Origin of the sequence: Streptomyces sp. NBRC 110028, from assembly GCF_001417735.1 — a bacterium.
Lineage (GTDB): Bacteria > Actinomycetota > Actinomycetes > Streptomycetales > Streptomycetaceae > Streptomyces.
This window is the reverse complement of record NZ_BBUZ01000039.1, coordinates 96,264-118,734: the sequence shown is the minus strand read 5'-3', so window position 1 is coordinate 118,734 and position 22,471 is coordinate 96,264. Positions and strand designations below refer to the sequence as shown.

At 69.9% G+C, this 22,471-nt stretch carries 11 protein-coding genes and 3 pseudogenes; 5 read left to right on the top strand and 9 right to left on the bottom strand.

Annotated features, from left to right (window positions below; translation table 11 throughout):
• Positions 1 to 8: 8 nt before the first annotated feature.
• Together ASC60_RS30900 and ASC60_RS30895 are read left to right on the top strand one after the other, a co-directional pair.
• Positions 9 to 3,140: a discoidin domain-containing protein gene (locus ASC60_RS30900; protein ID WP_055556739.1), complete on the top strand. Its 3,132-nt coding sequence runs from the start codon at positions 9 to 11 to the stop codon at positions 3,138 to 3,140.
• Positions 3,141 to 3,915: 775 nt separating this feature from the next.
• Positions 3,916 to 5,814, top strand: a complete 1,899-nt coding sequence (locus tag ASC60_RS30895; RefSeq protein ID WP_234357206.1) for a beta-L-arabinofuranosidase domain-containing protein — start codon at positions 3,916 to 3,918, stop codon at positions 5,812 to 5,814.
• Positions 5,815 to 6,000: 186 nt separating this feature from the next.
• Here ASC60_RS30895 and ASC60_RS30890 read toward each other — a convergent pair whose 3' ends face one another.
• Both ASC60_RS30890 and ASC60_RS30885 read right to left on the bottom strand, forming a co-directional pair.
• On the bottom strand, positions 6,001 to 7,368 hold the full coding sequence (locus ASC60_RS30890; protein WP_199831092.1) for an MFS transporter: 1,368 nt from the start codon (positions 7,366 to 7,368) through the stop codon (positions 6,001 to 6,003).
• 44 nt (positions 7,369 to 7,412) lie between these two features.
• Positions 7,413 to 7,634, bottom strand: coding sequence for a hypothetical protein (locus ASC60_RS30885; protein ID WP_055556737.1), 222 nt, complete (start codon positions 7,632 to 7,634; stop codon positions 7,413 to 7,415).
• A 404-nt stretch (positions 7,635 to 8,038) separates the two neighbouring features.
• On the opposite strand from ASC60_RS30885, the gene ASC60_RS30880 reads away from it, so the two are divergent.
• Positions 8,039 to 8,968, top strand: coding sequence for a PHB depolymerase family esterase (locus ASC60_RS30880; protein WP_055556735.1), 930 nt, complete (start codon positions 8,039 to 8,041; stop codon positions 8,966 to 8,968).
• A gap of 330 nt (positions 8,969 to 9,298) precedes the next feature.
• The gene (locus ASC60_RS30875; RefSeq protein WP_055556733.1) at positions 9,299 to 10,135 is read left to right on the top strand and encodes a beta-propeller fold lactonase family protein; all 837 of its coding nucleotides are present in this window, start codon (positions 9,299 to 9,301) and stop codon (positions 10,133 to 10,135) included.
• A gap of 223 nt (positions 10,136 to 10,358) precedes the next feature.
• Here ASC60_RS30875 and ASC60_RS30870 read toward each other — a convergent pair whose 3' ends face one another.
• The 4 genes from ASC60_RS30870 to ASC60_RS30855 are packed head-to-tail and all read right to left on the bottom strand — an operon-like array spanning position 10,359 to position 16,534.
• Positions 10,359 to 10,691, bottom strand: coding sequence for a hypothetical protein (locus ASC60_RS30870; RefSeq protein WP_055556732.1), 333 nt, complete (start codon positions 10,689 to 10,691; stop codon positions 10,359 to 10,361).
• Between the two features lie 13 nt (positions 10,692 to 10,704).
• The gene (locus ASC60_RS30865; protein ID WP_055556731.1) at positions 10,705 to 15,414 is read right to left on the bottom strand and encodes a putative T7SS-secreted protein; all 4,710 of its coding nucleotides are present in this window, start codon (positions 15,412 to 15,414) and stop codon (positions 10,705 to 10,707) included.
• Positions 15,414 to 16,082 (bottom strand): hypothetical protein, encoded by a 669-nt coding sequence (locus tag ASC60_RS30860; RefSeq protein ID WP_055556730.1) that lies wholly within the window; start codon positions 16,080 to 16,082, stop codon positions 15,414 to 15,416. The genes ASC60_RS30865 and ASC60_RS30860 overlap by 1 nt, the downstream gene beginning before the upstream one ends.
• Complete coding sequence (locus ASC60_RS30855) at positions 16,079 to 16,534, bottom strand: hypothetical protein (RefSeq protein ID WP_079038730.1); 456 nt, start codon at positions 16,532 to 16,534, stop codon at positions 16,079 to 16,081. The genes ASC60_RS30860 and ASC60_RS30855 overlap by 4 nt, the downstream gene beginning before the upstream one ends.
• A gap of 388 nt (positions 16,535 to 16,922) precedes the next feature.
• Between ASC60_RS30855 and ASC60_RS30850 the strand changes: the two genes are divergently transcribed.
• Entirely contained in the window at positions 16,923 to 19,319 is a 2,397-nt protein-coding gene (locus tag ASC60_RS30850; protein ID WP_055556729.1) for an FHA domain-containing protein, read from the top strand.
• Positions 19,320 to 19,424: 105 nt separating this feature from the next.
• On the opposite strand, the pseudogene ASC60_RS44220 reads toward ASC60_RS30850, so the two are convergent.
• From ASC60_RS44220 to ASC60_RS39995, 3 pseudogenes are all read right to left on the bottom strand, one after another.
• Positions 19,425 to 19,976, bottom strand: a pseudogene (locus ASC60_RS44220) (aminotransferase class III-fold pyridoxal phosphate-dependent enzyme); the annotation flags it as partial.
• An 847-nt stretch (positions 19,977 to 20,823) separates the two neighbouring features.
• Positions 20,824 to 21,726: pseudogene (locus ASC60_RS30840) on the bottom strand (non-reducing end alpha-L-arabinofuranosidase family hydrolase); the annotation flags it as partial.
• 238 nt (positions 21,727 to 21,964) lie between these two features.
• A pseudogene (locus ASC60_RS39995) lies at positions 21,965 to 22,252 on the bottom strand (endoglucanase); the annotation flags it as partial.
• Between the last annotated feature and the right edge of the window lie 219 nt (positions 22,253 to 22,471).

Genomic DNA, 22,471 nt, shown 5'->3' with positions numbered 1-22,471 from the left:
GTCGCCCCATGTCGCACCCGTCCCCACCCCTGCGCCGCCGCCGCTTCCTGCACCTCGCCGGGCTCACGGGCGCGCTGGCCGCCCTGCCTCCGCTCACCGGTGCCGCGAGCGCCCACGCCGCGCACGGCCGCGCGGATACGCCGCCCGACGCCGTCGCGGCCACCTACCTGCGGGTGCTCTCGGACCACACCCGGTGGTCCGAGACGCAGTGGGACGAGGCCAAGGGCCACTACACCGCCAAGGACTTCGGGTTCGCCGTGGTCCTCGGCAACGCGGTGCTGCTCACCCACGGCACCTACGACGCGGCGCGCGCGGGCACCGACCGGGAGACCCTCGAACGGCACACGCTCGCCACCATCCGCCACTTCGCCGCGTCGAACCGGCTCACCGGCGGCGACGAGTGGGGCCGCAAGCTCTTCTTCGACACCACCTTCCAGTCGTACTTCGTCCTCGCCGCCCGGCTGCTGTGGCAGGACCTCGACACCGCGACCCGGCACAACGTCGAGACCATCGTCCGCGAACAGGCCGCCTACACCGCGTCGTTGGGCAGCGGCGACGACCCCGCCTCGGGCGCCTGGACGCCGAACGGCCTGAGCGGCGGACACATCGGCGACACCAAGCTGGAGGAGATGGGCCTGTACGCGCAGACCCTCGCACCCGCGCTCGCCTGGGCCCACGACGACCACCGCGCCGCCGACTGGGCCACGTGGTACGGCATCTGGTCGCGCAACGAGGCGGGGCTGCCGCCCGCCGACCTCGCCAACCCCGCCCGCGTGGACGGCGTCGCCGTCTCCGAGAACACCGCCCGCAACCTGTACGACACCTTCATCGTCGAGAACCACGGCTCCTTCGGCCCGCACTACCAGGAGGAGCTGTGGCGCACCTCCGGCCGCAACGCCGCGCATTTCCTGGCCGCCGGACGCCCCCTCCCACAGGTCCTCGCACGGCAGCCGAACGCCGAGCCGCTGTGGCGCACGCTGCTGGGCGTCATGAGCGACGCGGGCGAACCCCTGATGCCGATGGTCGCCGACCGTGAGCACCTCTACGGCAGGGACGTCATCCCCCTCGCCTTCCTCTCCCAGGTGATGCGCGACGGGGCCGCGGCGCGCGCGGAGCAGGAGCTGGCGGCACGGCTGGAGGCGTACCAGCAGTACCCGCCCGAGCACCGGATGGCGAAGTTCTCGGGGGAGCCGAAGTACGAGCCGGAGGCACGCGCCGAGATCGCGATTAGCTACCTGCTGCACGTGTGTGCGGCGGCGTCCGGGCGGCCCGTCGAGGCGCTGTCGCGCGAGGAACTCTTCGCGCGGGCCTCCGGTGTCACGGACTTCGGGACCGGCCCCGGGCTGGTCTCGCACCAGTCGCCCACCGCGTGGGCCGGTGCCGTGACGAAGGCCGGGTTCGTGAAGTTCGCCTGGCAGCCGGGCCACGACGACTGGCTGTTCCGGCTCGGCGGCGCGACCCCGATGTTCCTGCCCGCCACCGCCGCGAAGGTCCAGGGCCGTACCGTGCGCGTGTACGAGTCCCCGCGCGACGGCTTCGACGGCAGCGCGACGCTCCTGCGCCTCGACGGCGGCTGGGCCGGGTTCGCGACGCTCCCGACGGGCTCGGTCGTCTACGCGAGCGGCGGCACCGGCGACGCGGAGGGCCGGCTCGAGGTGCACAACCTGACGATGCCCGGCATGCCCGGGCTCGACGGCACGCGCACCTACCGCTTCGAGGAGGGCGAGGCGACCGTCCGCGCCCGCGACACCGTCACCGGCACACCCGCCGGTCGGGTCGACGACCTCGGCTTCACCCCCACGACGGTGCGCCACGTCCGCATGCTCGGCGTGCGGCCCGACCCGGCCTACGGGTACTCCCTGTACGCCTTCGAGGTGCGCGACGGCGCCCAGGGCGCGGACCTCGCGCGCGGCGGGTCCGCCACCGCCTCGTCGGCCGACACCGGGAGGGGCGCGCCGCTCGCGGTCGACGGCGACGCGGCCACCCGCTGGGCGGTGTCCAGGGCCGACCGTCCGCGCGCCGACAGCTGGCTGGCCGTCGACCTCGGCGCCGAGCACCGGATCGACCGGGTCACCCTGGCTTGGGAATCGGCGGCCGGCCGCGCCTACCGCGTCCAGGGCTCGACCGACGGCCGGGACTGGCGGGACCTGGCGACCGGGCCGAGGCCCGCGGTGAGCAGCCGCGGCGGCTGGCTCGATGTCGAGGGACGCGCCGGGCTGGTGGTGCGTGATGGCCGGAACCCGATCAGCGTCCACGACGACACGATCGTCCTCGGCGACGGCCCGGCGGCGCCCCTCCTCGTCGAGGGCTTCCCCGGCACCTCGGCCGGGGAGCTGCGCGCGATCGCCCGGAGGGCCACGCCCTCGGCGGAGGCCACCGAGGTGCGCACGACGCTGACGGACGGACACCTGACCCTGTTCAACCTCTCCGGTGAGTCCGTCAGAACGCGGATCACGATCCCGGGCACCGGCACGGACACCGTGGTCTTCGAGGGCACACAGACGCTGACCGCCGACGGCACGTCCTTCGAGGCCGCGCTGCCCGCCGCCACGGCGGTCGTGCTGCCCCCGCGCTTCACGCTCACCCCTGTCACGGGCCGGGGCCTGCCGTCGGGCCTGCGGGTCGAGGTCGTCGACGGCGCGACTGTGCGCCTGTCCGGGGCCTCCTGCACTCTGCGCGTCCAGGCCCAGGGGCGCAGTGAGGTCGTCGTGGTCGGAGCGGACCGGACGATCACCGTCGTCCTGGCCGGCGCGGTCGCCCACCCGCGCGACGATCTGGCCCTCGGCAGGACTGTCTTTCCCACGAGCCCGCTGCCGGAGGGTATGTCCGACCCCGCGGCGGCGGTGGACGGCGACGCCAACACCGCCTGGCAGCCGGGCACGCGCGGCCGCATGGTCGTGGACCTCGGCGCGGCCCGCCCGGTCCGCCTGGTGGAGACCGAGTGGACGGCGGGCGCGGCGCCGGGCGTGAAGGTCGGCTTCAGCACGGACGGCATCACCTACCGGGACGCCGGGCCCCTCACCGGCCGGGGCCGCGTGCGCCGGCTGACCGCCTCCGAGACGGCCCGCTACGTCAGCCTCGAGGTCGACGGGCCGGCGCCCGCGGAGGCGCCACGCCTGCGGCGCCTGACGGTGCGCTGACCGCTCCGCGCCCGCCGGATCCCACCGGCCCCGGCGGGCCGGGCCGGTGCCGGGAGCGCCGTCAGGCCCGTCCGGCCCGGCGGGGGCGGCCGCCTTGCCCGCTGGTGGTGAAACAGGACGGCGGCAGGCCGAAGGCGCGGGTGAAGGCGGCGGGGCTGTCGCCGGTCTCCGCGTGGAAGCGCCGGGCGAAGGCCCGTTCGCTCCGGGCCGTCCGGGCGGCCCAGTCCGCGCTGGTGACGGCGACGTCCGGGGGGCGGGGTCTGTGGGGCGGGCTGTGGTGTCCGGATGAGCCCGCGGTCGTCGCGGGTCCAGGCGCGCTCGTAGGCGGCCCGGCGCGGACGTCCACACCTCTCGCGTCGCCCGCGTCCGGAAACCGGCCCGCCCACCCCGGCCCATGTCGCCGAACGGGGCGGCAATCGGCAGGTGGCGGGCGCCGGCCCGGTCGGGAACCTCGCTCATTTCGGCCGACGAGGGGTGACCGCGCACTCCGCCGCCGAGCGACCGGCACCTCCCGGTCCGGTTCGCCACTCCCCGTTGCCCTCGTTCACCCGGCCCTGGTGCATTGGTCCGACGAAACCGGAACGACTGATGCGGTGTCAGGTATTGACACTCCCGGCGCGGCCGCCAGAATCATGCAGTGGTGTGGCCGCTTACACGCCCTCCTGGAGCGGGAGGGCCCGAACGGGGGGGCGACCCTGTAGCCCTGTGACACGGGTCGGCGCCGGCCGCGACACATTGGACGTATCCGCTTTCCTTGACCACGGGAAGGGTGCACATGTCCTCCTCCATCAGTCGACGACGACTGCTGCAGGCGAGCGGGGCCACGGCCGCGGTCTCCGCCGCGGAATCCGTCATCGGATCCTCGCCCGCCCGAGCGGCAAGCACCTCTGGGCGGGCCGGTATCGGCGTGTCCGCCCTTCCTTTCGCACTCGGTCAGGTCCAGTTGACCGCGAGCCGATGGCTGGACAACCAGAACCGCACGCGGAACTACCTGCGGTTCGTCGATGCCGAGCGGTTGCTGTACAACTTCCGTGCCAACCACCGGCTGTCCACCAACGGCGCGGCATCCAACGGTGGGTGGGACGTGCCGACGTTCCCCTTCCGCTCCCATGCGCAGGGGCACTTCCTCACGGCATGGGCGCAGGTGTATGCCGTGACGGGGGACACCACCTGCCGGGACAAGGCCGCCCATATGGTCGCCGAGTTGGCCAAGTGCCAGGCCAACAACGGCGCCGCCGGGTTCAACACCGGGTACCTGTCCGGCTTCCCCGAGTCCGAATTCACTGCTCTCGAGGCGGGAACCCTGTCCAACGGCAACGTGCCGTACTACGTCATCCACAAGATCCTGGCCGGTCTGCTGGATGTGTGGCGCTCTATGGGCAGTACCCAAGCCCGTGACGTGCTGTTGGGTCTGGCAGGGTGGGTCGACCGGCGCACGGGTCGGCTGAGCAGCGGGCAGATGCAGTCCGTGCTGAGGACGGAGTTCGGGGGGATGAACGCCGTGCTGGCCGACATCTACCAGCAGACCGGCGACTCGCGATGGCTCACCACCGCCCAGCGGTTCGACCACGCCGCGGTATTCGACCCGCTGGCGTCCCATCAGGACCGGCTGAACGGACTGCACGCCAACACCCAGGTGCCCAAGTGGATCGGCGCCGCCCGGGAGTACCAGGCCACCGGTACCACCCGCTACCGGGACATCGCCTTCAACGCCTGGAACATCTGCGTCGACGCGCACACCTACGTCATCGGCGGCAACAGCCAGGCGGAGCACTTCCACCCCCCGAACGCCATCGCCGCTTACCTGAACCGCGACACGTGCGAAAGCTGCAACACGTACAACATGCTCACGCTCACCCGGGAGCTGTTCACGCTGGATCCGAACCGGGCCGCGCTGCTCGACTACTACGAACGGGCGTGGCTGAACCAGATGATCGGCCAGCAGAACCCGGCCGACAACCACGGCCACGTCACCTACTTCACCCCGCTCAACCCGGGGGGCCGACGTGGCGTGGGTCCGGCGTGGGGCGGTGGCACCTGGAGTACCGACTACGACAGCTTCTGGTGCTGTCAGGGCACCGGCCTTGAGATGCACACCAAGCTGATGGACTCCGTCTACTTCTCCAGCGACACCACGCTGATCGTGAACCTGTTCATGCCTTCGGTGCTCAACTGGACACAGCGGGGGATCACGGTCACCCAGACCACGTCGTACCCCGTCAGCGACACCACGACCCTGCAGGTCACCGGAAACGTCAGCGGTACCTGGACGATGCGCGTCCGCATCCCGAGCTGGACCGCCGGGGCCACCATCAGCGTCAACGGTACGACGCAGAACATCACCGCAACCCCTGGCAGCTACGCCACCCTGACCCGTTCCTGGACCTCCGGCGACACGGTCACCGTCCGCCTGCCCATGCGGATCATCATGCGGGCGGCCAACGACAACGCGAACACCGCCGCGATCACCTACGGACCGGTGGTGCTGTCCGGCAACTACGGCAACACCACGCTCACCTCCCTCCCGTCCCTGAAGACGTCCTCGATCACACGGACCAGCAGCGGCTCGCTCGCCTTCACGGCCACCGCCAACGGCTCCACCGTCGGACTGGGCCCGTTCCACGACGCGCATGGCCACAACTACAACGTCTACTGGAACACCAGCGGCCAGTAACGCCTCGTCAGGCCGGCTGGGCCCGCACGTGCGCTGGACCCGGCCGTCGGGGCGGGCGGCACCGTTGCGCGCGGTCCACCGGCTGCCGCGCTCCCGGAGGTCTCATCCGGAGTCGGGAGGAGCCGCCGCGGCCCGTCACGCACCGTTGCGTGACGGGCCGCGGCGGCCCGGGGCTGTCCGGTACGGTCATGAAACCCCGGACACCTCCGTACCTTCCCGCGCCGGCTCAGCGGTGCGTTCCGCGCGCTGGGGGAGCGTTTCCGGACTGCGGTACACGCACCACGTGGTGACGAGTCCGCACAGGACCAGGAATCCCGCGACGAGCCACGGTCGGTCACCTGCTGTCGTCAGCAGCGCCGCCGCGATGAGCGGGGTGAGCCCGCCCAGCACGGCGGAGCCCTGGTATGCGACGGAGAGCCCGGTGTACCGGACGTTCGGGCCGAACATCTCGGTGAAGAAGGTCGCCTGCCCGGCGAACATCAGGGTCGGCCCGAAGATGTACATCGCGATCATCGCGGTCCAGATGAGGGCTGTGGACCGGGTGTCGAGGAGCAGGAAGAACGGGTATGCCGACAGGACCACGAAGGCCGCGCCCGCGAGATAGACGGGCCGGCGCCCCACGATGTCGGTCAGGGCCCCGAACAGTGGTGTCGCCACGATGCCGAGGGCCGAGGCCACCAGCATGGCGTTGAGGGGCACCGTCCGGTCGACGGTGAGGTGCCCGGCGACGTACGAGATGGCGAAGGCGTTGCCGATGTTGGAGGAGACCGCCTCGGCGATCCGGGCGCCGAAGGTGAGAATCACCGGCCGGGGATTGCGCATCAGGTCGGCCAGGGGGCGCCGGGCCACCGTGTTGGTCTTCTTCAGGCGTTCGAAGTCGGGAGTTTCCGTGATCTTGGTGCGGATGAAGAAGCCCACGATCGTCATCACCGCGCTCAGCAGGAACGGCATCCGCCAGCCCCAGGCGTAGAGCTGCTCGTCGGGCAGCCGGGTGACGAGCGCGAAGACACCGGTGGCCAGCAGGATGCCGGTGGAGGCGGCGGCCTGCGGAATGGAACCCCACAGGCCACGCCGGTGCAGCGGCGCGTGTTCGACCGTCATCAGGGACGCGCCGCCGTACTCACCGCCGAGCCCGAAGCCCTGGATGAGCCGCAGCAGCACCAGCAGCCCCGGCGCGAGGTACCCGACCGTTTCGTAGGTGGGCAGCAGGCCGATCGCGAAGGTGCTGGCGCCGACTATGACCAAGGTGGTGATCAATGCCTTCTTGCGTCCCACACGGTCGCCGAGGTGGCCGAACACGATGCCGCCCAGGGGACGCGCGAGGAAGCCGACGCCGTAGGTCGCGAAGGCGCTGAGGGTGGCCAGCGTGGAGTTGTCGCCGGGGAAGAAGAGCTTGCCGAGGACGAGGGCCGCCGCGGTGCCGAAGACGAAGAAGTCGTACCACTCGATGAGTGCGCCGGCGAAACTGCCGAACGCCACCTTGGACATACGGGGCGGCCGGCCGACCGGGGGAGTCGCGGAGACTGCGGGGGAGTGAGGTTGGGGACGGGACATCGGATCTCCTCGTTGAGACATGATGGCGCTGGGCCACGGGTGCGTCAGCCCGCGGCTGGTTCGGGCCAGCTGATGAGGACTTTGACCTGTTCCGGATCGTCGGTCGCCGCGAAGGCCGCGGCGGCCTGCTCGACGGGGTATTCGGCCGTCACCAGGCCGTCGCAGACGGCCGGGTCCGCGGCGATGCGGGCGATCACCGCGTCGATGTCGGCACCCAGGTAGAGCCCGGTGCCGAAGACGTCGATCTCTCGCCCGGCACCTGCCACCTGCCTTACGTCGCCATCGCCTGGTCGCTCCGGGCACCCTGCTGACCCGGCACCGCCGGCTGGTGCGCTGGAAATGGTGACAGGCACCAGGGCCAATGACCGACGCCATCAGATGCTTCCGGAAGTTTTCGGGCTGCTGTTTGTTCCTGTGTGGATGGCTGATTCCGCATCACACAGCTGATCTGAGACCTGTTGGGTCGTGGTGGAAGTGTGGTGTCAGCTCGGTAAGGGAGCCGTATCCGGCGAAAAAAATCTATGAAATCTCCGAAAGTTTTCATAAAGTGTTCGGCGCCAGGGGGTGCCTCGGAGTGCCTTGAGTCAACATGGGGCGCGATGTTGTCGAGTGTCATGGACATGCCTAATCTCATGAGTGAGTCTCGTGATCACTAGGAGGTGGTTGCACCATGACCGCAATCAGAACCGTGCTGGCGGCTGTCGCCGGTGCCTTGGCACTCCTCGTCTCCGGTCTCGTTTTCGCGCCGCAGGCAACGGCGGCTTCGCTCGTGGAGGTGACGAACTTCGGCAGCAACCCGGGCAACCTGCGCATGCACGTGTACGTGCCGGACTCCCGCCCGGCCAAGCCGGCGATCGTGGTCGCCATGCACGGCTGTGGCGGCTCGGGACCGGGCTTCCACCAGGGCAGCGAGTTCGCGTCGCTGGCCGACCAGCGCGGCTTCGTCGTCATCTATCCGACCGCCACGAAGCAGACGGCGATGAGCAACTGCTTCGACGTGTGGTCCGATGCCTCCAAACACCACAACGGAGGGAGCGACCCGGCCTCGGTCGTCTCGATGGTGTCCTATGTGGAACAGCGCTACAACGGCGACCCGCAGCGGGTCTTCGTCACCGGCAGTTCGTCCGGCGGCATGGAGACCACCGCGCTGCTGGCCGACTACCCGGACGTCTTCAAGGCCGGTTCGGCGTTCATGGGCGTCCCCTTCGGCTGCTTCGCGAACGAGGCCGACTTCCCGCCGTGGACGAGCAAGTGTGTGGGCGGGAACATGCACAAGACGGCACAGGAGTGGGGCAACCTGGTCCGGCAGGCATACCCTGGCTACGCGGGCACCCGTCCTCGCGTACAGCTGTGGCACGGCACCAACGACACCCTCGTGCCGTTCCAGCTCATGCAGGAGGAGACCAAGCAGTGGGCGGACGTCTTCGGGCTGAGCCAGACGCCGACCTCGACGGACCAGCCGCAGCCGAACTGGACGCGGCAGCGTTTCGCCGGCACCGACGGCGCTGTGCGGCTGGAAGCCATCAGCGTCTCCGGAGCCGGGCATCAGCTGCCGATGGGGGGCATGGCCGCGGCAGCTGTGCAGTTCTTCGGCCTCTGAGCCTGCTGCGTGGCCTCGGCGGCCGCCTGACCCGCTGATCGTCCTTCCCCCCCCCCAGGCAGCCGGGCGGCCGTTCCTCACACTTCGACGGATCGAGTGACGTCGTGCGGAGGAACGGCCGCTGGCCGAACCGTTCGGGAGCCGTCTCGTGCTCGGCGGGCTGCGCAGGAACCTCCGGCCACCGTTGCCGGAAGGGATTGCGGCGCTCATCCAGCGTCTGGAGAGGGAGAGCCGACCTGGGAATACGTCAGGAGCCAGGGTGAACCGCGATGGCTTGGCCATCGGATTGCCGCCGCCACGATCCGGCGCGTTCTGCGCTTGGCGGCTGCCGTGGCGACGTTCAGTCTGGCCAACGCCAGCGAGGAGTCCGCCCCGGCCGCAGCCGGGGCGGACCACGCGGTGTTCGTGCAGGGCAACGAGGTGTCCGGCAACACCATTCATGCCTTCAAGCGCTCCGACACCGGCGAACTGACCGCCGCCGGCACGTACAAGACCGGAGGAAAGGGAGCGGTTGCCACGGGCGCGCCCACGGACGCCCTGGCCTCGCAGGGTTCCCTGGTGTACGACGCGCGTCACCGGATGCTCATCGGCGTCAACGCGGGTAGCGGGTCGGTCACCTCGTTCAGTGTGTCCGGTCAGAAGCTCTCGGACCGCCACTCGGTCTCCTCAGGGGGTGACTTCCCGTTGTCGGTCGCGGTGTACGGCGATACCGCCTATGTGCTCAATGGCGGTGGCGAGGCGTCGGTACAGGGCTTCACCATCACCGACAACGGTCTGAAGCCCATGCCCGGCTCCAAGCGCTCGCTGGGTGTCAAGGGCCCGGCGGTGCCCGTTTTCAGCGACAACCCCGCGCAGGTCTCGTTCACGCCCGACGGCAAGAACCTGGCGGTGACCATCAAGTCGACGAACTCGATCGAGGTCTTCCCCGTCGGGTCCGACGGCTCGCTCGCCCGGGAGGCGGTCTCGAACAAGTCGGCGGGCAACGTCCCCTTCGGCTTCACCTTCGATCAGGGCGGCCGGATGGTCGTCACCGAGGCGGAGAAGTCGACGGTCAGCAGCTACGAGGTCGGGGCCGACGGCAAGCTGACGCTGGTCACCAAGGCCACCGACGGCCTGCCCCGTTTCTCCGCCGAGACCGGTGGCATGGAGGGCATCGTCGCGGCGTGACCCTCTCCGGCGGCATGGGGCAGCGGTTCGGGCGCATCGAGCCGCACCTTGCCGGATGTGACCAAAGTGCGCAGGCCCTTCGAGCCCGTTGCCACGGGCCTTGCCGCCATCCGGATCTCCGATCACCACCTCGTCGGGTTCAGGCGCCACCTTGACTCGATGAGGGCCGCCCGCGACGTTCCGTTCGGGCGCAGGGTCGATGAGATTTCCGGCAAGGGCGGAATCAGCCGTCCAGGCGGGCGGCTCGGGCCTTCAGGTCTTCCGCGAAGCGATCCCAGTCGGGTCCGAAAGACAGGAGGTCGGCCGCCGCCTCGCGCAGGAGTGCGGGGTCGTCCGGGTGCTGTAGGCAGGCCAGTCGGTACGCGAGATTTCGGGCCCAGACCGGCATGGCCATCCAGTCCTCGGCCAGCGCGCCGCGCAGCGCCGGGAGGATTTCTTCAGGCGTGGCGAACGTGATTTTCTCGATGAAATCCCGGACAGGGTCAGGAAGGCGCGGCGCACCCTCCTCGTAAGTCGAATCGATCAATTCTTGGGTCAGCTGCGTCAGTTCAGTCATGATCCGATTTCGTTCACGGGTTGAGCCAGTACGTGGCCACACGGTACACAGAGTCGGGTGTCTGGGAGACGCGGTACCCGATGTCATGGCCCCCGATCTTGACGGACCCGTCCATGGGGCCGGTGAATCCCGGCCCCACGCGGGGCACGGTCCCACCGTTCTTCATGTGATCGTAGACGGAGTTGACGATTCCCTGCTCGATCTGGTCGGGAGTCAGGCCGGTGGTCCGCAAATCGTTGACGCCGTTGGGGCCCTGGTGCGGGCGGTCGTATCCGTGGCCGGTATTGAATTGCCAGCCGTCGTCGCCGACCTGCGCCGTCCGTTTGAGATCCTTGCCAACACCCTTGGACTCGCCGTAGGTGATCTCCTTGTAGTCGGAGGGCATCAGCCCCAAGGGGTCACAGATGGTGTGCGGATTCGTGACGTAGGACGACGAATTCGGTGCCGGCGCGAGACCCAGAGGGTCGGACGTGAGATATTGGGCGGTTTCCGGGTCGTAGTGCCGGAAGTAGTTGTAGTGCAGACCTGTTTCGGGGTCGAAGTACTGGCCGGGAAAGCGCAGTGGCGTGTAAGCGGTCGCGCTCGTGTCCCAGGTGGTGGTGCCCCACAGGGTGCTGCGGGTCCGCCAGGCGATGTCGCCGCGCTCGTCGATCAGTTCGCGCGGGGTGCCGACGAGGTCGGTGACGATGGCGAAGAAACGGGAGTCGATCTCCTCCTGCGGGTCCTGGGCCGCGGTGATGCGTTCGGTCTGCGCGATGGGGTGCAGGCCGCGGTGGTCCCAGGTGAGGGTGATCGGATGGGGCAGGTCCGCCGAGTGCTGGGTCTGCTCGCACAGGGTCGTGTCGTCCCAGGTGAACGTGGTGCGCTCGGCGACGGTCGTGCCGTCCGCCGCCATGCGCAGCTTCGCCGTGCGCCGGCCCTTCGGGTCGTACGTGTAGCGCCACACCGTTCCGTCGGGCGTGGTGACCCGGGTCAGGCGGTCCTCGGCGTCCCACGCGTAAGCCCAGGTGTCCGGCTTGCGGGAGAGGCGGGTCTTCTGGCGGAGCGTGACCCGGCCCAGCGCGTCGTGCTCGTAACGGACGCCACCGGCCCGGACTATGCCGGTGCCCGCGTAGCCGCGCTCGCCGGTGGCCTCGTGGCCGGGGTGGGAAGCGGGCCAGTCGGCCGTCGTCTGGTTACCGGCCGCGTCGTAGGCGTAGGTCTCCGTCCAGCCGGCGGCACGGACGGCGGTGACGCGGCCTGCCGGGTCGAGGTCGAAGGTGCGGGGGCCGTCGAGGTGGTCGTCGAGGGCGGTGAGGTTGCCGTCGGCGCGGTAGGTGTAGGCACGGCGCTGGAGCGTGCGTCCGTCCGCGCCCGCCGTCGCCGTCTGTGCGGACAGCCGGCCCATCGGGTCGAAGGTGTTCTCGAGGGTGAGGAAGCCGCCGATGCCGCGCGTGAGCTCGCGCCCGGCCGCGTCGTAGCCGATGTCGACGGGGCGGCCGGAGACGACCAGGTCCACCGGGCGGCCCGCCGCGTCGTACGACCAGGTCGTGCGTGCCCCGGTGGGCGTGGTCCGACCGGTGCGGCGGCCCAACCCGTCGTACGCGTAGGCGATGGTGCGGCCGTCGACTGTCTCGGAGCGGACGCGGCCGTACCGGTCGCGCAGGATCGTCAGGCGTGTGCCGTCGGGACCCGTGGCTTCGGCGACCTGGTCGGTGAGGTCGTAGGCGTAGGTGGTGACCTGGCCGTCCGCGTCCTTGGCGGTGGTGCGGCCGAGGGCGTCGCGCGCGTAGGAGGTCGTCTGGTCCAGGGCGTTGGTCCTGGACGTGAGGCGGCCCGCGGCGTCGTGGGTGTAGGTGAGGGTGCGGCCGTCGAAGTCCGTCTCGGTCGTCAGGCGTCCGGCGGGATCGTAGGCGTAGGTCCAGGTCAGGCCCTGGGGGTTGGTGACCTGGGTGAGGCGGAGTTCGCTGTCGTGGGAGAACTCGTAGCGGGCGCCTTCGGGCGTGGTGCGGGCGGTGAGGAGGTCGAAGTGGGTGTACTCGTAGCGGGTGGTGCCGCCGACGGGGTCGGTGTGGCTGGTGCGGTTGCCCTCGCCGTCGTACGTCCAGGACTCGCTGGTGCCGTCGGGTGAGACACGGCGGGCCAGGTGCCCCTCGACCGTCCACTCCAGTTGGGTGACGAGCCCCGTCGGGTCGACCAGACGCACCGGGCGGCCGAAGGCGTCGCGCTCGTAGCGGGTGACGGCGCCGAGCGGGTCCGTGATCTCCACCGGCAGGCCCGCCCGGTCGCAGCGGACGGTCGTGACGTGGCCGAGCGGATCGGTGACGGTGGTCAGACGGCCCGCCTCGTCGTAGGCGAAGACGGTGGTGCGTCCCGAAGGGCTCGTCGTCGACACGCGGTTGCCGCGGTCGTCGTAGGTGTGGTGCGTGGTGGTCCCGTCCGCACTCCTGATCCGGGACGGAAGACCGAACTCGGCGTACTCCGCGGTGACTTCGCGGCCGTCGGGACGTACGACCACGAGGACGTTCCCGGCGTCGTCGTAAGCGTACGACGTGACGTGGCCGAGCGGATCCGTCCGGGTCAGGACCTGGCCGAAACGGTCACGGGTGAAGCGTGTGGTGTGGCCCAGCGGGTCCGTCTCCGCGATCACCTGGCCGTCGTGATCGATGAGATAGCGGATGCGGTGGCCTTCCGCGCTGGTCGTCGTGGTGACACGGTATCCGGTGGCCTCGTCCACCTCGTCGTACGACAGACGCAGCGTCATGTGCCCGGCGGCACCGCCCTCGGCGACGCACCGGTCCCGGTCGTCGTACGTGTAGGTGTACGAGCGGTCGTTGCTGTCGGTCCAGGAGGTGACGCGGCCACGGTCGTCGTAGGTGAACTGAAGGGGCAGACCCGAGGAGTTGAAGACCTGGATGAGGTCGCCGGCCTCGGAGTAGGCGTAGCGCTTGATCTCCTGGTCCGCCCCGTCGGGGCCCGCACCGGCCAGGCGCAGGGCCGTGACCCGGCTGTCTTCCACCGTGACCTTCAGGCGGTAGCCGCCGGAGGAGACGACGGCGAGTGGGGTGCCCTCGGCATCGTGTTCGAAGGTGATCCAGTTGCCGTTGCGGTCGTCGATCTGTTCCAGGACGGCCCGGTCCTCGCCCTGGTCGGCGAAGTGCCAGGTGCGGCCGGTGTGCGGGTCGCCGACGGTGTAGCCGCCGTCGAGGCGGTCCAGGGGCCAGCGGCGGCTGCCGTGCGTGGGCAGGGTCGGGACGCCGGGTGCCGGATGCGGGTACGTGAGGAGCAGACCGTCCTCGGTGACGAGGATGACGCCCTCGGCGTCGATCTCCAGACGCTGGTCCAGCGTCGAGGTCCACGACGGGCCGAACCAGCGGCCCAGGCGCGAACCGGACTCCACCCGGCGCCGGAACACCAGCGGCAGCGTGCCCGGAAGCGTGATGTCGGTCTCCGGCAGGTACATCTTGCCGGTGACCAGGTCGATCGGGTCGCTGGGGTCGTGCTCGTACTTCTCCCGCGGAGTCTCCGTCCGGGCGTGCGGCTCCTTCTCCACCGCCTTGCGGGCGACGTTCTCCCCTTCGCGCAGCGCGGCCTTCTCGCCGGCCCGGATCCCGAGGCGCAGTCCGCCCCGGGCGAGCCCCGCGCCCTTGGTGCCGACGAGTTCGGGGATGAGGCGGCCGACGAACTCGGAGGGGTCCTTGGTGAAGCCGTCCACCGCGGCCTGCACCACGCGCTCGGGGTGGGCGGCGGTGGAGACGAGGCCGGAGAGCGTCGTGGAGGCGTTCTGGAGGTACGCGGCCGGGTGGGTGAGGTTGTAGGGGTCGGTGGGGTTGAGGCCGCGGGCGAAGTTGACCAGCCCCGCGCCGCCCTTGAGGACGCCGCCGACGACATGGGTGAGTTCGACGTTCGCCGCCTGGTAGCCGTCGGCCAGGTTGTCGCCCAGGCGGTCCAGCGGCGGGGGCTCGGCCGGGGCGTGGGCGAGCGCGGACTCGACCTTCTTCTGGGCGTCGGAGGCCGCGCTGTTGCGCTGCTTACGGGCCTCGGCGAGCTTGCTCCGGGCGGTCGCGAGGTCGGCCTTGCCGGGGTCCTGGAAGGGGGCGGGCCGGGGGCCCGGGTCCTCGTTCGCCTTGAGCTTGGCGTTGTAGGCGTCGGCCTTCTCGTTGTACGCCTTCACGGCGTCCGCGGAGGTCTTCCTGCCCTTCTTGTACAGGTCGATCGCGTCCTGCGCCTGCCCCTGGGCCCAGGCGACGGTGTCGGCGTACGCGTCCAGGGCGCCGCCCGCCGTCTCGCACGCCTGTGCCGCCTGTGCCCACTTGGTGGGGTGGAGGCCGAACTTCTCGCGGAAGCCCTCGCCGCCCTCGCCCTTCCAGCCGTCGGAGTCGACCTTCCGCATGCCCTGGGCGACCTTGTCGAAGGCGGTGTGGAAGTCCTTGAGGTGCTTGGCGCTCTCGCGGATCTTGCCGGGGTCGCCGTGGATCAGCTCATTGGCCTCCTCGGTCTCGCCGAGCTGCTGTTCGCCGGGGGTGGCGCCCAGGTCCGAGGCGACCTCGTCGCCCCAGTCCTCCACGGCGTCCGCCGCGCCCTCGAGACCCACGTAGTCGAGCCCGTCGCCGAGCTTGTCGGTGGCGTAGTCGATGCCCTCGCCGAGCTTCTTCTTGCCCTCGTCGATGAGGTCCTCACCGATGCTCAGGCCCTTGTTGACGCCGCTCTTGATGCCGTCGCCGATGTCGCCGAGCAGGCCCATCAGCCCTCACCGCCCTGGTCCGCGCCCTGCTGTCCGGCCGCCTTGGCGCGGTCTTCGGGGGAGGGGCCGAAGGTGTCGTCCAGCATCCGGTCGTACTCGGCGTCGGAGACCCCGAGCGCACCGTGCAGGTTCTCCGGGTTCAGGCCCAGCGGCCCGACCGTGTGCGAGGTCATCACGTCCCGGCCCGCGTCCTTCCAGCCCTGCGCGCTGTTGGCCATGGCCTGGTCGAAGGACTCCTTGCTGTAGTCCACGCCGCCGAACGCGCCGGAGGTGGCGATGTCGCCCCAGCCCTTCTGGGTGACCTCCTCCTCGGAGGCGTACGGATTGCCGATGGCCGCGTTGGCGACGACCTTGAAGGTGCCCTCGGCGTACTTCTCCGTCTCGTAGTACGTGCCCGCGGCCATACCGGTCTTCTTCGCCAGCGTGTTGCCCTCGTTGATCAGCGACCGCACCCCCCACTCCCAGCGCTCGCAGAACGAGGTGAACTGCCCCGTCAGCCCCTCATGGCCCAGCTCCAGACCGGACAGCGCGATGTCCCCGAAGCCGCGCCCGGCCCCGGCCATGCCCACCATCCCGAGTTCCTTCAGCTCCCCCAGGGCCTCCGTCAGCCCCTTGGCGATCAGGCTCAGGCCGTCCGTCTTGAGGTCCTTGCCGCCCCCGGCGGTCATACGGCACGCCCCTCGTCCTCGTCACGGTCGACGGCCGCCCCGTCCGGGACAATGCCGCGCACGGGCGGGAAGACCATCCCGTCCTCGCCATCCGCGCAGTCCAGCGCGACCCCGCAGGGCACCCCGGCGGCCGGGACGGCCACGTCGAGGAGGCGGGCGCCCAGGATCGTCTGGTACGTCCACTCGCGGTGGTAGGCGTCGCGGGCTTGGGCGTAACGGGCCAGGGACTGTTCGTCGGAGAAGGCGAGGATGAAGCGGATGCCGCCCCAGTCGGCGGTCAGCAGCCCCCGTTCGCCGTCCGGGCCGGGCTCGTCGCCCAGCGGCACCAGCACCGCCGTACGCCGGAACTCGCCCAGCAGCTCGGCGAAGGCCCGTCTGCGCGCGACGGATTCAGGATCGTCAGACGTTCTGTTCCGCGGTGGCCTGACCGCCCCGCCCCCGTTTTCAGCCATATGGCCATCATCGTGACCGCATCAAGCCACATCAACGCCGGTGCCGTCACACCCCTGTCACGGCTACGGAACAGGGGAGTCCGCCCCGGTGGGTGCTCGGGCAGCGGCGTGGTGCGGCCCGAGCACAGCCGGTCCCGGCGGACTCCCTCCCACCGCCCTGCCCCGAACCGCCGCCCGAGGAAGACGCGGCGCGTCGGTACGAGCGAGCGATGTCGAGCACCAAGATCGGACCGGTCGACGGCCCGTTCCGCCCAACCGCAACCCATTACCGTCCTGTTACGCGCGCAGCCGGGCACAACGCACACCTGCGGCGCGCAACCTCCGCGGCTCCGGCGCCCTCTTCCACGCCGGCCATGATCTACGCGCCGACGACCGACTTGGAACACACGTGCCGGAACTTGTACTGCATACCAATGGACGCACCTGGCCCCTGGACGCGTCCCGGAGCTACACCATCGGGCGCGACCAGCAGGCCGATATCCCGTGCGTCGACCGCCGGGTTTCCCGGCGGCACCTGATGATCCGCTGCGACGGCGGAACATGGGTCATCGAAGATCTCGGCAGCGCCAACGGCACGTTCGCCGACGGGAGCCGCGTCCAGCGGATCGAGATCGCCCACGGTTCGATCGTCCGGCTGGGCGACGTCTCCACCGGCACACGGCTGGACTTCACCGGAGCCCCGGAGGCGGTGCGTGACGATCAGACGCGTGCTGACGACACACCCGCGGACGCTCCCCGTGGAGCCGCCGCGACCCTTTCCTTCGACCGGAACCCCTCGGGCGTCCACCAGATCGTCAGGGGGCAGCGGCTGCGGATCGGTCGCGCCCAGGACAACGAACTCGTGGTGGAGGGCCCGCATGTCTCCCGCCACCACGCGGAGTTCCGGCCCCTGCCCGGTGGCCGCTTCGAAATCGTCGACCTCGGCAGTCACAACGGCACCTACGTCAACGGGCAGCCCGTGGACCGCCGCCGGATCATCGGCCCGCACGACATCGTGGGTGTCGGCCACTCCACGTTCCGGCTCGCCGGGGACCGGCTGGAGGAGTTCGTCGACACCGGCGAGGTCTCCTTCACCGCCCGCGACCTGACCGTGACCGTCGGGCGCGGCAAGACCATCCTGGACGATGTCTCCTTCGGCATCCCCGAGAAGTCGCTGGTCGCGGTGATCGGGCCGTCGGGCTCGGGGAAGTCCACCCTGCTGCGCGCACTCACCGGCTACCGGCCCGCGGACCGCGGTCAGGTCTTCTACGACCAGCGCGATCTCTACGCCCAGTTCGCCGAGTTGCGCCACCGCATCGGCCTCGTCCCGCAGGACGACATCCTGCACAAGGAGCTGACCGTCGACGTCGCGCTGAAGTACGCCGCCAGGCTCCGCTTTCCCGGTGACACCAAGGCGGCCGAGCGCAAGGCCCGCATCGACGAGGTGCTCCGGGAGCTCAAGCTCGACGTCCACCGGGACAAGAAGGTCGCCTCGCTCTCCGGCGGCCAGCGCAAACGGGTGTCCGTCGCCCTGGAGTTGCTGACCAAGCCCTCCCTGCTCTTCCTCGACGAGCCCACCTCCGGTCTGGACCCGGGCCTGGACCGTGATGTCATGAAGCTGCTGCGGGAGCTCGCCGACGACGGCCGCACCGTGCTGGTGGTGACCCACTCGGTCGCCGAACTTGCCCTGTGCGACCGGGTGCTGGTCATGGCGCCCGGTGGCTCCGTGGCGTACTTCGGTCCCCCGGGCGAGGCCCTGGACTTCTTCGGTCACGACAGCTGGGCCGATGTCTTCTCCGCCTTCGAGAACCATCGCGACGACGACTGGGGCGGGCGCTGGCTGGCCTCCCGGCAGTACGACCGGTGCCTCGCGGAGATCGACTCGGCCGTACCGCCGCAAGCGCAGGGCACCCCCGCGGCGCACCCGCGCGCGCGAGCCCTGAAGCCCAGAACGCAGGGCTGGCTCGGCCAGTTGTGGACGCTGATGCGCCGTTATGTGTCGGTCATCGCCTCCGACGGGGGCTTCATGGCGCTGATGCTGCTGCTCCCGGCCGTGCTGGGCGGAGTGAGCTGTCTGGTTCCCGCGCCCTACGGACTCGCTCCGCCACCGCCCGACAGTCGTTTCCGCTACAACCAGGAGTCCGGAACGATTCTGCTGGTGTTGGTCGTCGGCATGTGCTTCTCCGGCGCGGCCAACTCCGTACGTGAGTTGATCAAAGAACGGGTGATCTATGAACGGGAGAGAGCCACGGGGCTGTCCCGATCCGCCTATCTGATGTCAAAGGTGATCGTCCTCGGCCTGATCACCGCGATGCAGGGTGTCATCATCTGCGTGATCGGCTTCTCCGTCCGCCAACTGCCCGCCCGGGGGGTGCTCATGCCCACGGCCGTCGAGGTCTGCGTGGTCATCAGCGCGCTGGGCCTCACCACCATGATGTTCGGTCTGGTCATCTCCGCGCTGGTGAGGACCACGGAGAAGACCATGCCGCTGCTCGTGATGTTCGCCGTCGTCCAGGTCGTCTTCACCGGGGTCCTCTTCCAGTTGTTCGACTCCCCGGGCATCGAACAGGTCGGCTGGCTGATGCCCGCCCGCTGGGCGGTCGCGGGCGCCGGGACCACACTGGACCTCGCGCACACCATGCCACCCTGGAATCTCGACAAGCCGGACGACGTCGACCCGTTGTGGGCCCACACCGTCACCCAGTGGGGCATCGACCTCGGTGTGCTCCTGGCCATCGGGCTGGCCTGCGGCTTCGCGGTGGCCCGCCTGCTGCGCCGGCATGAACCCGAGGTCATGCGGGACTGAAGGCCGTGGTGCGGGTGCGGTAGAACTGGGCGGTGCCGAAGGAGCCGCCTCGGCGAGGTAGCCATCCGGGAGCAGTACCCCGCCCGCATTGCCGAGCAGCGGTTCGCAGAGGAAGGCCGCGACGTCACGTCCCTCGGAGGTGAGGCGGAGGAGGTCGGCGCCGAGGTCGGCCGCGTAGCGCGCGCCGGCGTCCGGACCACGGTGGGTGCCGCGGTAGGCGTTGGGGCTGTCGGCGACGTGCACCCAGTCCGGGCGCGGGCCGACGCTGTCGACGAGGCCGTAGGTATTGGTGGTGACGGCGTCGGTGCCGATCGTCCAGCCGTGGTAGGACTCGCGCATCGCGACGATCGTGTCGCGTCCCGTCGCTGCTTGGGCCAGCCGGATGGCCAGGTCGACCGCTTCGGAGCCGCTGTTCACCAGCAGTACGGTGTCGAGGCCGGTGCCCTCGGGGAGAGTGGCGAGGAGGCGCTCGCTGTAGTCGGCGAGCTCGCGGTAAAGGAAGCGGGAGTTCGTGGCGAGGAGGCGAGACTGGTCGTTGAGCGCATCGGCCACGGCCGGGTGTGCGTGTCCGAGCCCGGCCACGTTGTTGACCATGTCGACGTACGCGCGGCCGGTGGTGTCGACGAGGTGGTGTCGCCAGCCGCGCTCGATCTGCATCGGGCGCTCGTAATACCGCTCCTGGGCATGCGAGAAGATGCGTTCGCGCCGCTGCAGCTCGGCCGCCGCTGTGTCGTGCTCGACGAGCGACGTCAGTCCGATCAGCCCGGCTGGGTCGCGGGTGAGCCGCAGCCAGGCCGGAACCCGGTCCGCGGTGACCAAGGAGGGTCCTGAGGGATCAGTGTCGGAGCGGCACAGGCGCACGACGAGCCGCCGCGGAGCCGCCCCGCCCGGCAGCACGCCGATCTCGTCGCCGGGTTCGACCTGGCTTCCCGGACACAGCCGAGGTGTGTGTGGCTGTATGCCGGTCAGGACCAGCAACCAGTCGGCGTCGATCCGGAGGGTGGTCGCGGTCCCGTCCGCCGCGACGACCTGGGCCGCCACGGGAGCGGTGACACGGAGCTCGGTGTCAGACCCGACCCACGCCTCGGTCTCGACGGGCCAGGTCGCGGCTCCCTCGGCTGTGTCGAGCTGTGCGCGGGTGAGCCGGAACACCCCGTAGGGCCTCCAACGTCCTCGACACGCTGTCGGGACTGCTGGAGGTCAGCGTGTGGCCGCACTGGCACCGTCGATGACGAGCTACACGCTCGACTTCGTGAGCGGCGCGTTGAACTTCATCGCCTTCTTCTGCTCGGCCGGGTCGTTGTCGGCGATGACGTCGCGGTTGCCGTGGTGGAGGTGGCGTCGCCTCAACACGGACCCTCGGGTATGCCCCGAGGGCTCACCTGAGAAGTGCTTCTTTCCCCGCAACCGACAGGATTCTCGCCAAGCCCTGTCGTCGCGGGTCAGAAGCACTTCTCGCGTCGGCGATCAAGCCGCGGGCAGCTCACCCGATGAAAGCGCGAGGTCAGCGCTGCAGGGTAAGGACGCCCGGCCGCCAGGGGAGTTGGTCGTAGGGGCCGCCGGCGGAGGGGGACTTGCCCTGGTAGAGGAACTGCAGGTTGCAGGGATCGATGGTCATGGTCTGGTCGGGGTTGTTGCGGACCAGGTCACCGTGACTGATGTCGTTGGTCCAGGTGGCACCGCTGTTGGCCTTGCCGGCGAAGGGGTTGCTTTCGCTGCTGGCCTGCGGGGTCCACGAACCGTTCAGGCTGGAGGCCGTGAACGAGCGGAAGTAGCGCCCCTTCGAACCCATCGCCTCCACGATCATGAGGTACTGGTTCTGGTCCTGGACCTTGTAGACCTGCACCCCCTCGAACAGGTTGTTCGTCGAGTCGCTCATGACCGTCGTGTACGACGAGCCGAAGCTGCCCGGGAAGTTCCCGATCGGCATGTTCGCTCGGTAGATCTTGCCGTTGTCACCGGCGAAGAACAGGTACATGTTCTGGTCGTCACCGATCAGGGTCTGGTCGATCGGACCGGTGCCGGAGCCGGAGATGCTGCCGGTGAACAGCGGCTGCGGCGAGGACCAGCCGTTGGGGTTGGTGGGGTCGCTCGACGTGCGGTAGATGAAGGGCCACGCACCCCACTGGTACGCCAGCACCCAGATCTTCTTGGGTGCGAAGTAGAACAGCGTGGGCGCCACCGCGGCCTGGCCCATCCCGGTCTGTCCGGCCGACGCCATGTCCGACCAGTTCGTGAAGGGACTGAACCTCATCGAACCGTAGGACGAGCCCGACACGTTCGACGCGTAGACCAGGTGCTTGCCGTTGTACACCACGTTGGTGAAGTCCTTCAGCGAGACCCACCCGTTCGACGGCTGCGCCAACACACCCGTAGACGTCCACCGGTACGTCGACGGAAGAGAACACGCGCTGGTGTCCGCCTGAGCCGGGCTGGCGACCAGCGTCGCCGCCAACGAGACCAGGGCTGCGACCGGGGCGCCGAACATCACAGACAGACGTTTGCGGCTGAAACTTCCTCTGCGCATGAGGACCTCTTGATTCTTGAGTAGGCGATTCCGGTTGGCCCCGTCAGAGGCTGTCCGGACGGATTCGTCGTGATACAAGTCCGCCGCGCGATGCCCTCCCTGCCTGGATGGCTGTCTTGCGCGGTGTACGGGATGCCCACGAGCCTTGCGCGAGTCGGTGGCTCCCGGAGCCGAACCAGCGGGCCATCGGGGTATTGGCGATGGGGACGTCGATCGCGGGTGCCCGGCCGTCGCCGGGCTTGGCGGCGGCCCACCGCTTCGCGCTGGAGTCGGGGTCCGTATAGAACCCGTTGGTCATGGTGGTCGGGTCGGCCGCGTGGGCGGACGGTGCGACGGCCAGCGCCAGCGCCGGCGCCAGCGGCAGCGCGAGGAGCGCTGTCACCAGGGCGCGGAGTCTGTGGCGCATGGCTGTACCTCGGTTTCCTGACAGGGATGTGTCGCACGCTCCCGGCCACGAGCGAGCGACGCGCTGAGGAAGTGCGGTGGTACAACGCCCCCTTGTGCCGGTGATCCTCCGGCAAGGACGACAGGGTCGAAGGTCGGCAGCGAGCATCGGAGGCGCCCTGTTTGGGAGCGCTCCCACGCAGGACTGAGAGAACTTGAGGTGCGGCCCGTATCGTGTTGC

Coding starts and splice junctions, on each gene's coding strand:
- ASC60_RS30880 (WP_055556735.1), top strand. CDS start 8,039: ATGACCGCAATCAGAACCGTGCTGGCGGCTGTCGCCGGTGCCTTGGCA.
- ASC60_RS30860 (WP_055556730.1), bottom strand. CDS start 16,082: ATGACCGCCGGGGGCGGCAAGGACCTCAAGACGGACGGCCTGAGCCTG.
- ASC60_RS30855 (WP_079038730.1), bottom strand. CDS start 16,534: ATGGCTGAAAACGGGGGCGGGGCGGTCAGGCCACCGCGGAACAGAACG.
- ASC60_RS30870 (WP_055556732.1), bottom strand. CDS start 10,691: ATGACTGAACTGACGCAGCTGACCCAAGAATTGATCGATTCGACTTAC.
- ASC60_RS30900 (WP_055556739.1), top strand. CDS start 9: ATGTCGCACCCGTCCCCACCCCTGCGCCGCCGCCGCTTCCTGCACCTC.
- ASC60_RS30895 (WP_234357206.1), top strand. CDS start 3,916: ATGTCCTCCTCCATCAGTCGACGACGACTGCTGCAGGCGAGCGGGGCC.
- ASC60_RS30890 (WP_199831092.1), bottom strand. CDS start 7,368: ATGTCCCGTCCCCAACCTCACTCCCCCGCAGTCTCCGCGACTCCCCCG.
- ASC60_RS30865 (WP_055556731.1), bottom strand. CDS start 15,414: ATGGGCCTGCTCGGCGACATCGGCGACGGCATCAAGAGCGGCGTCAAC.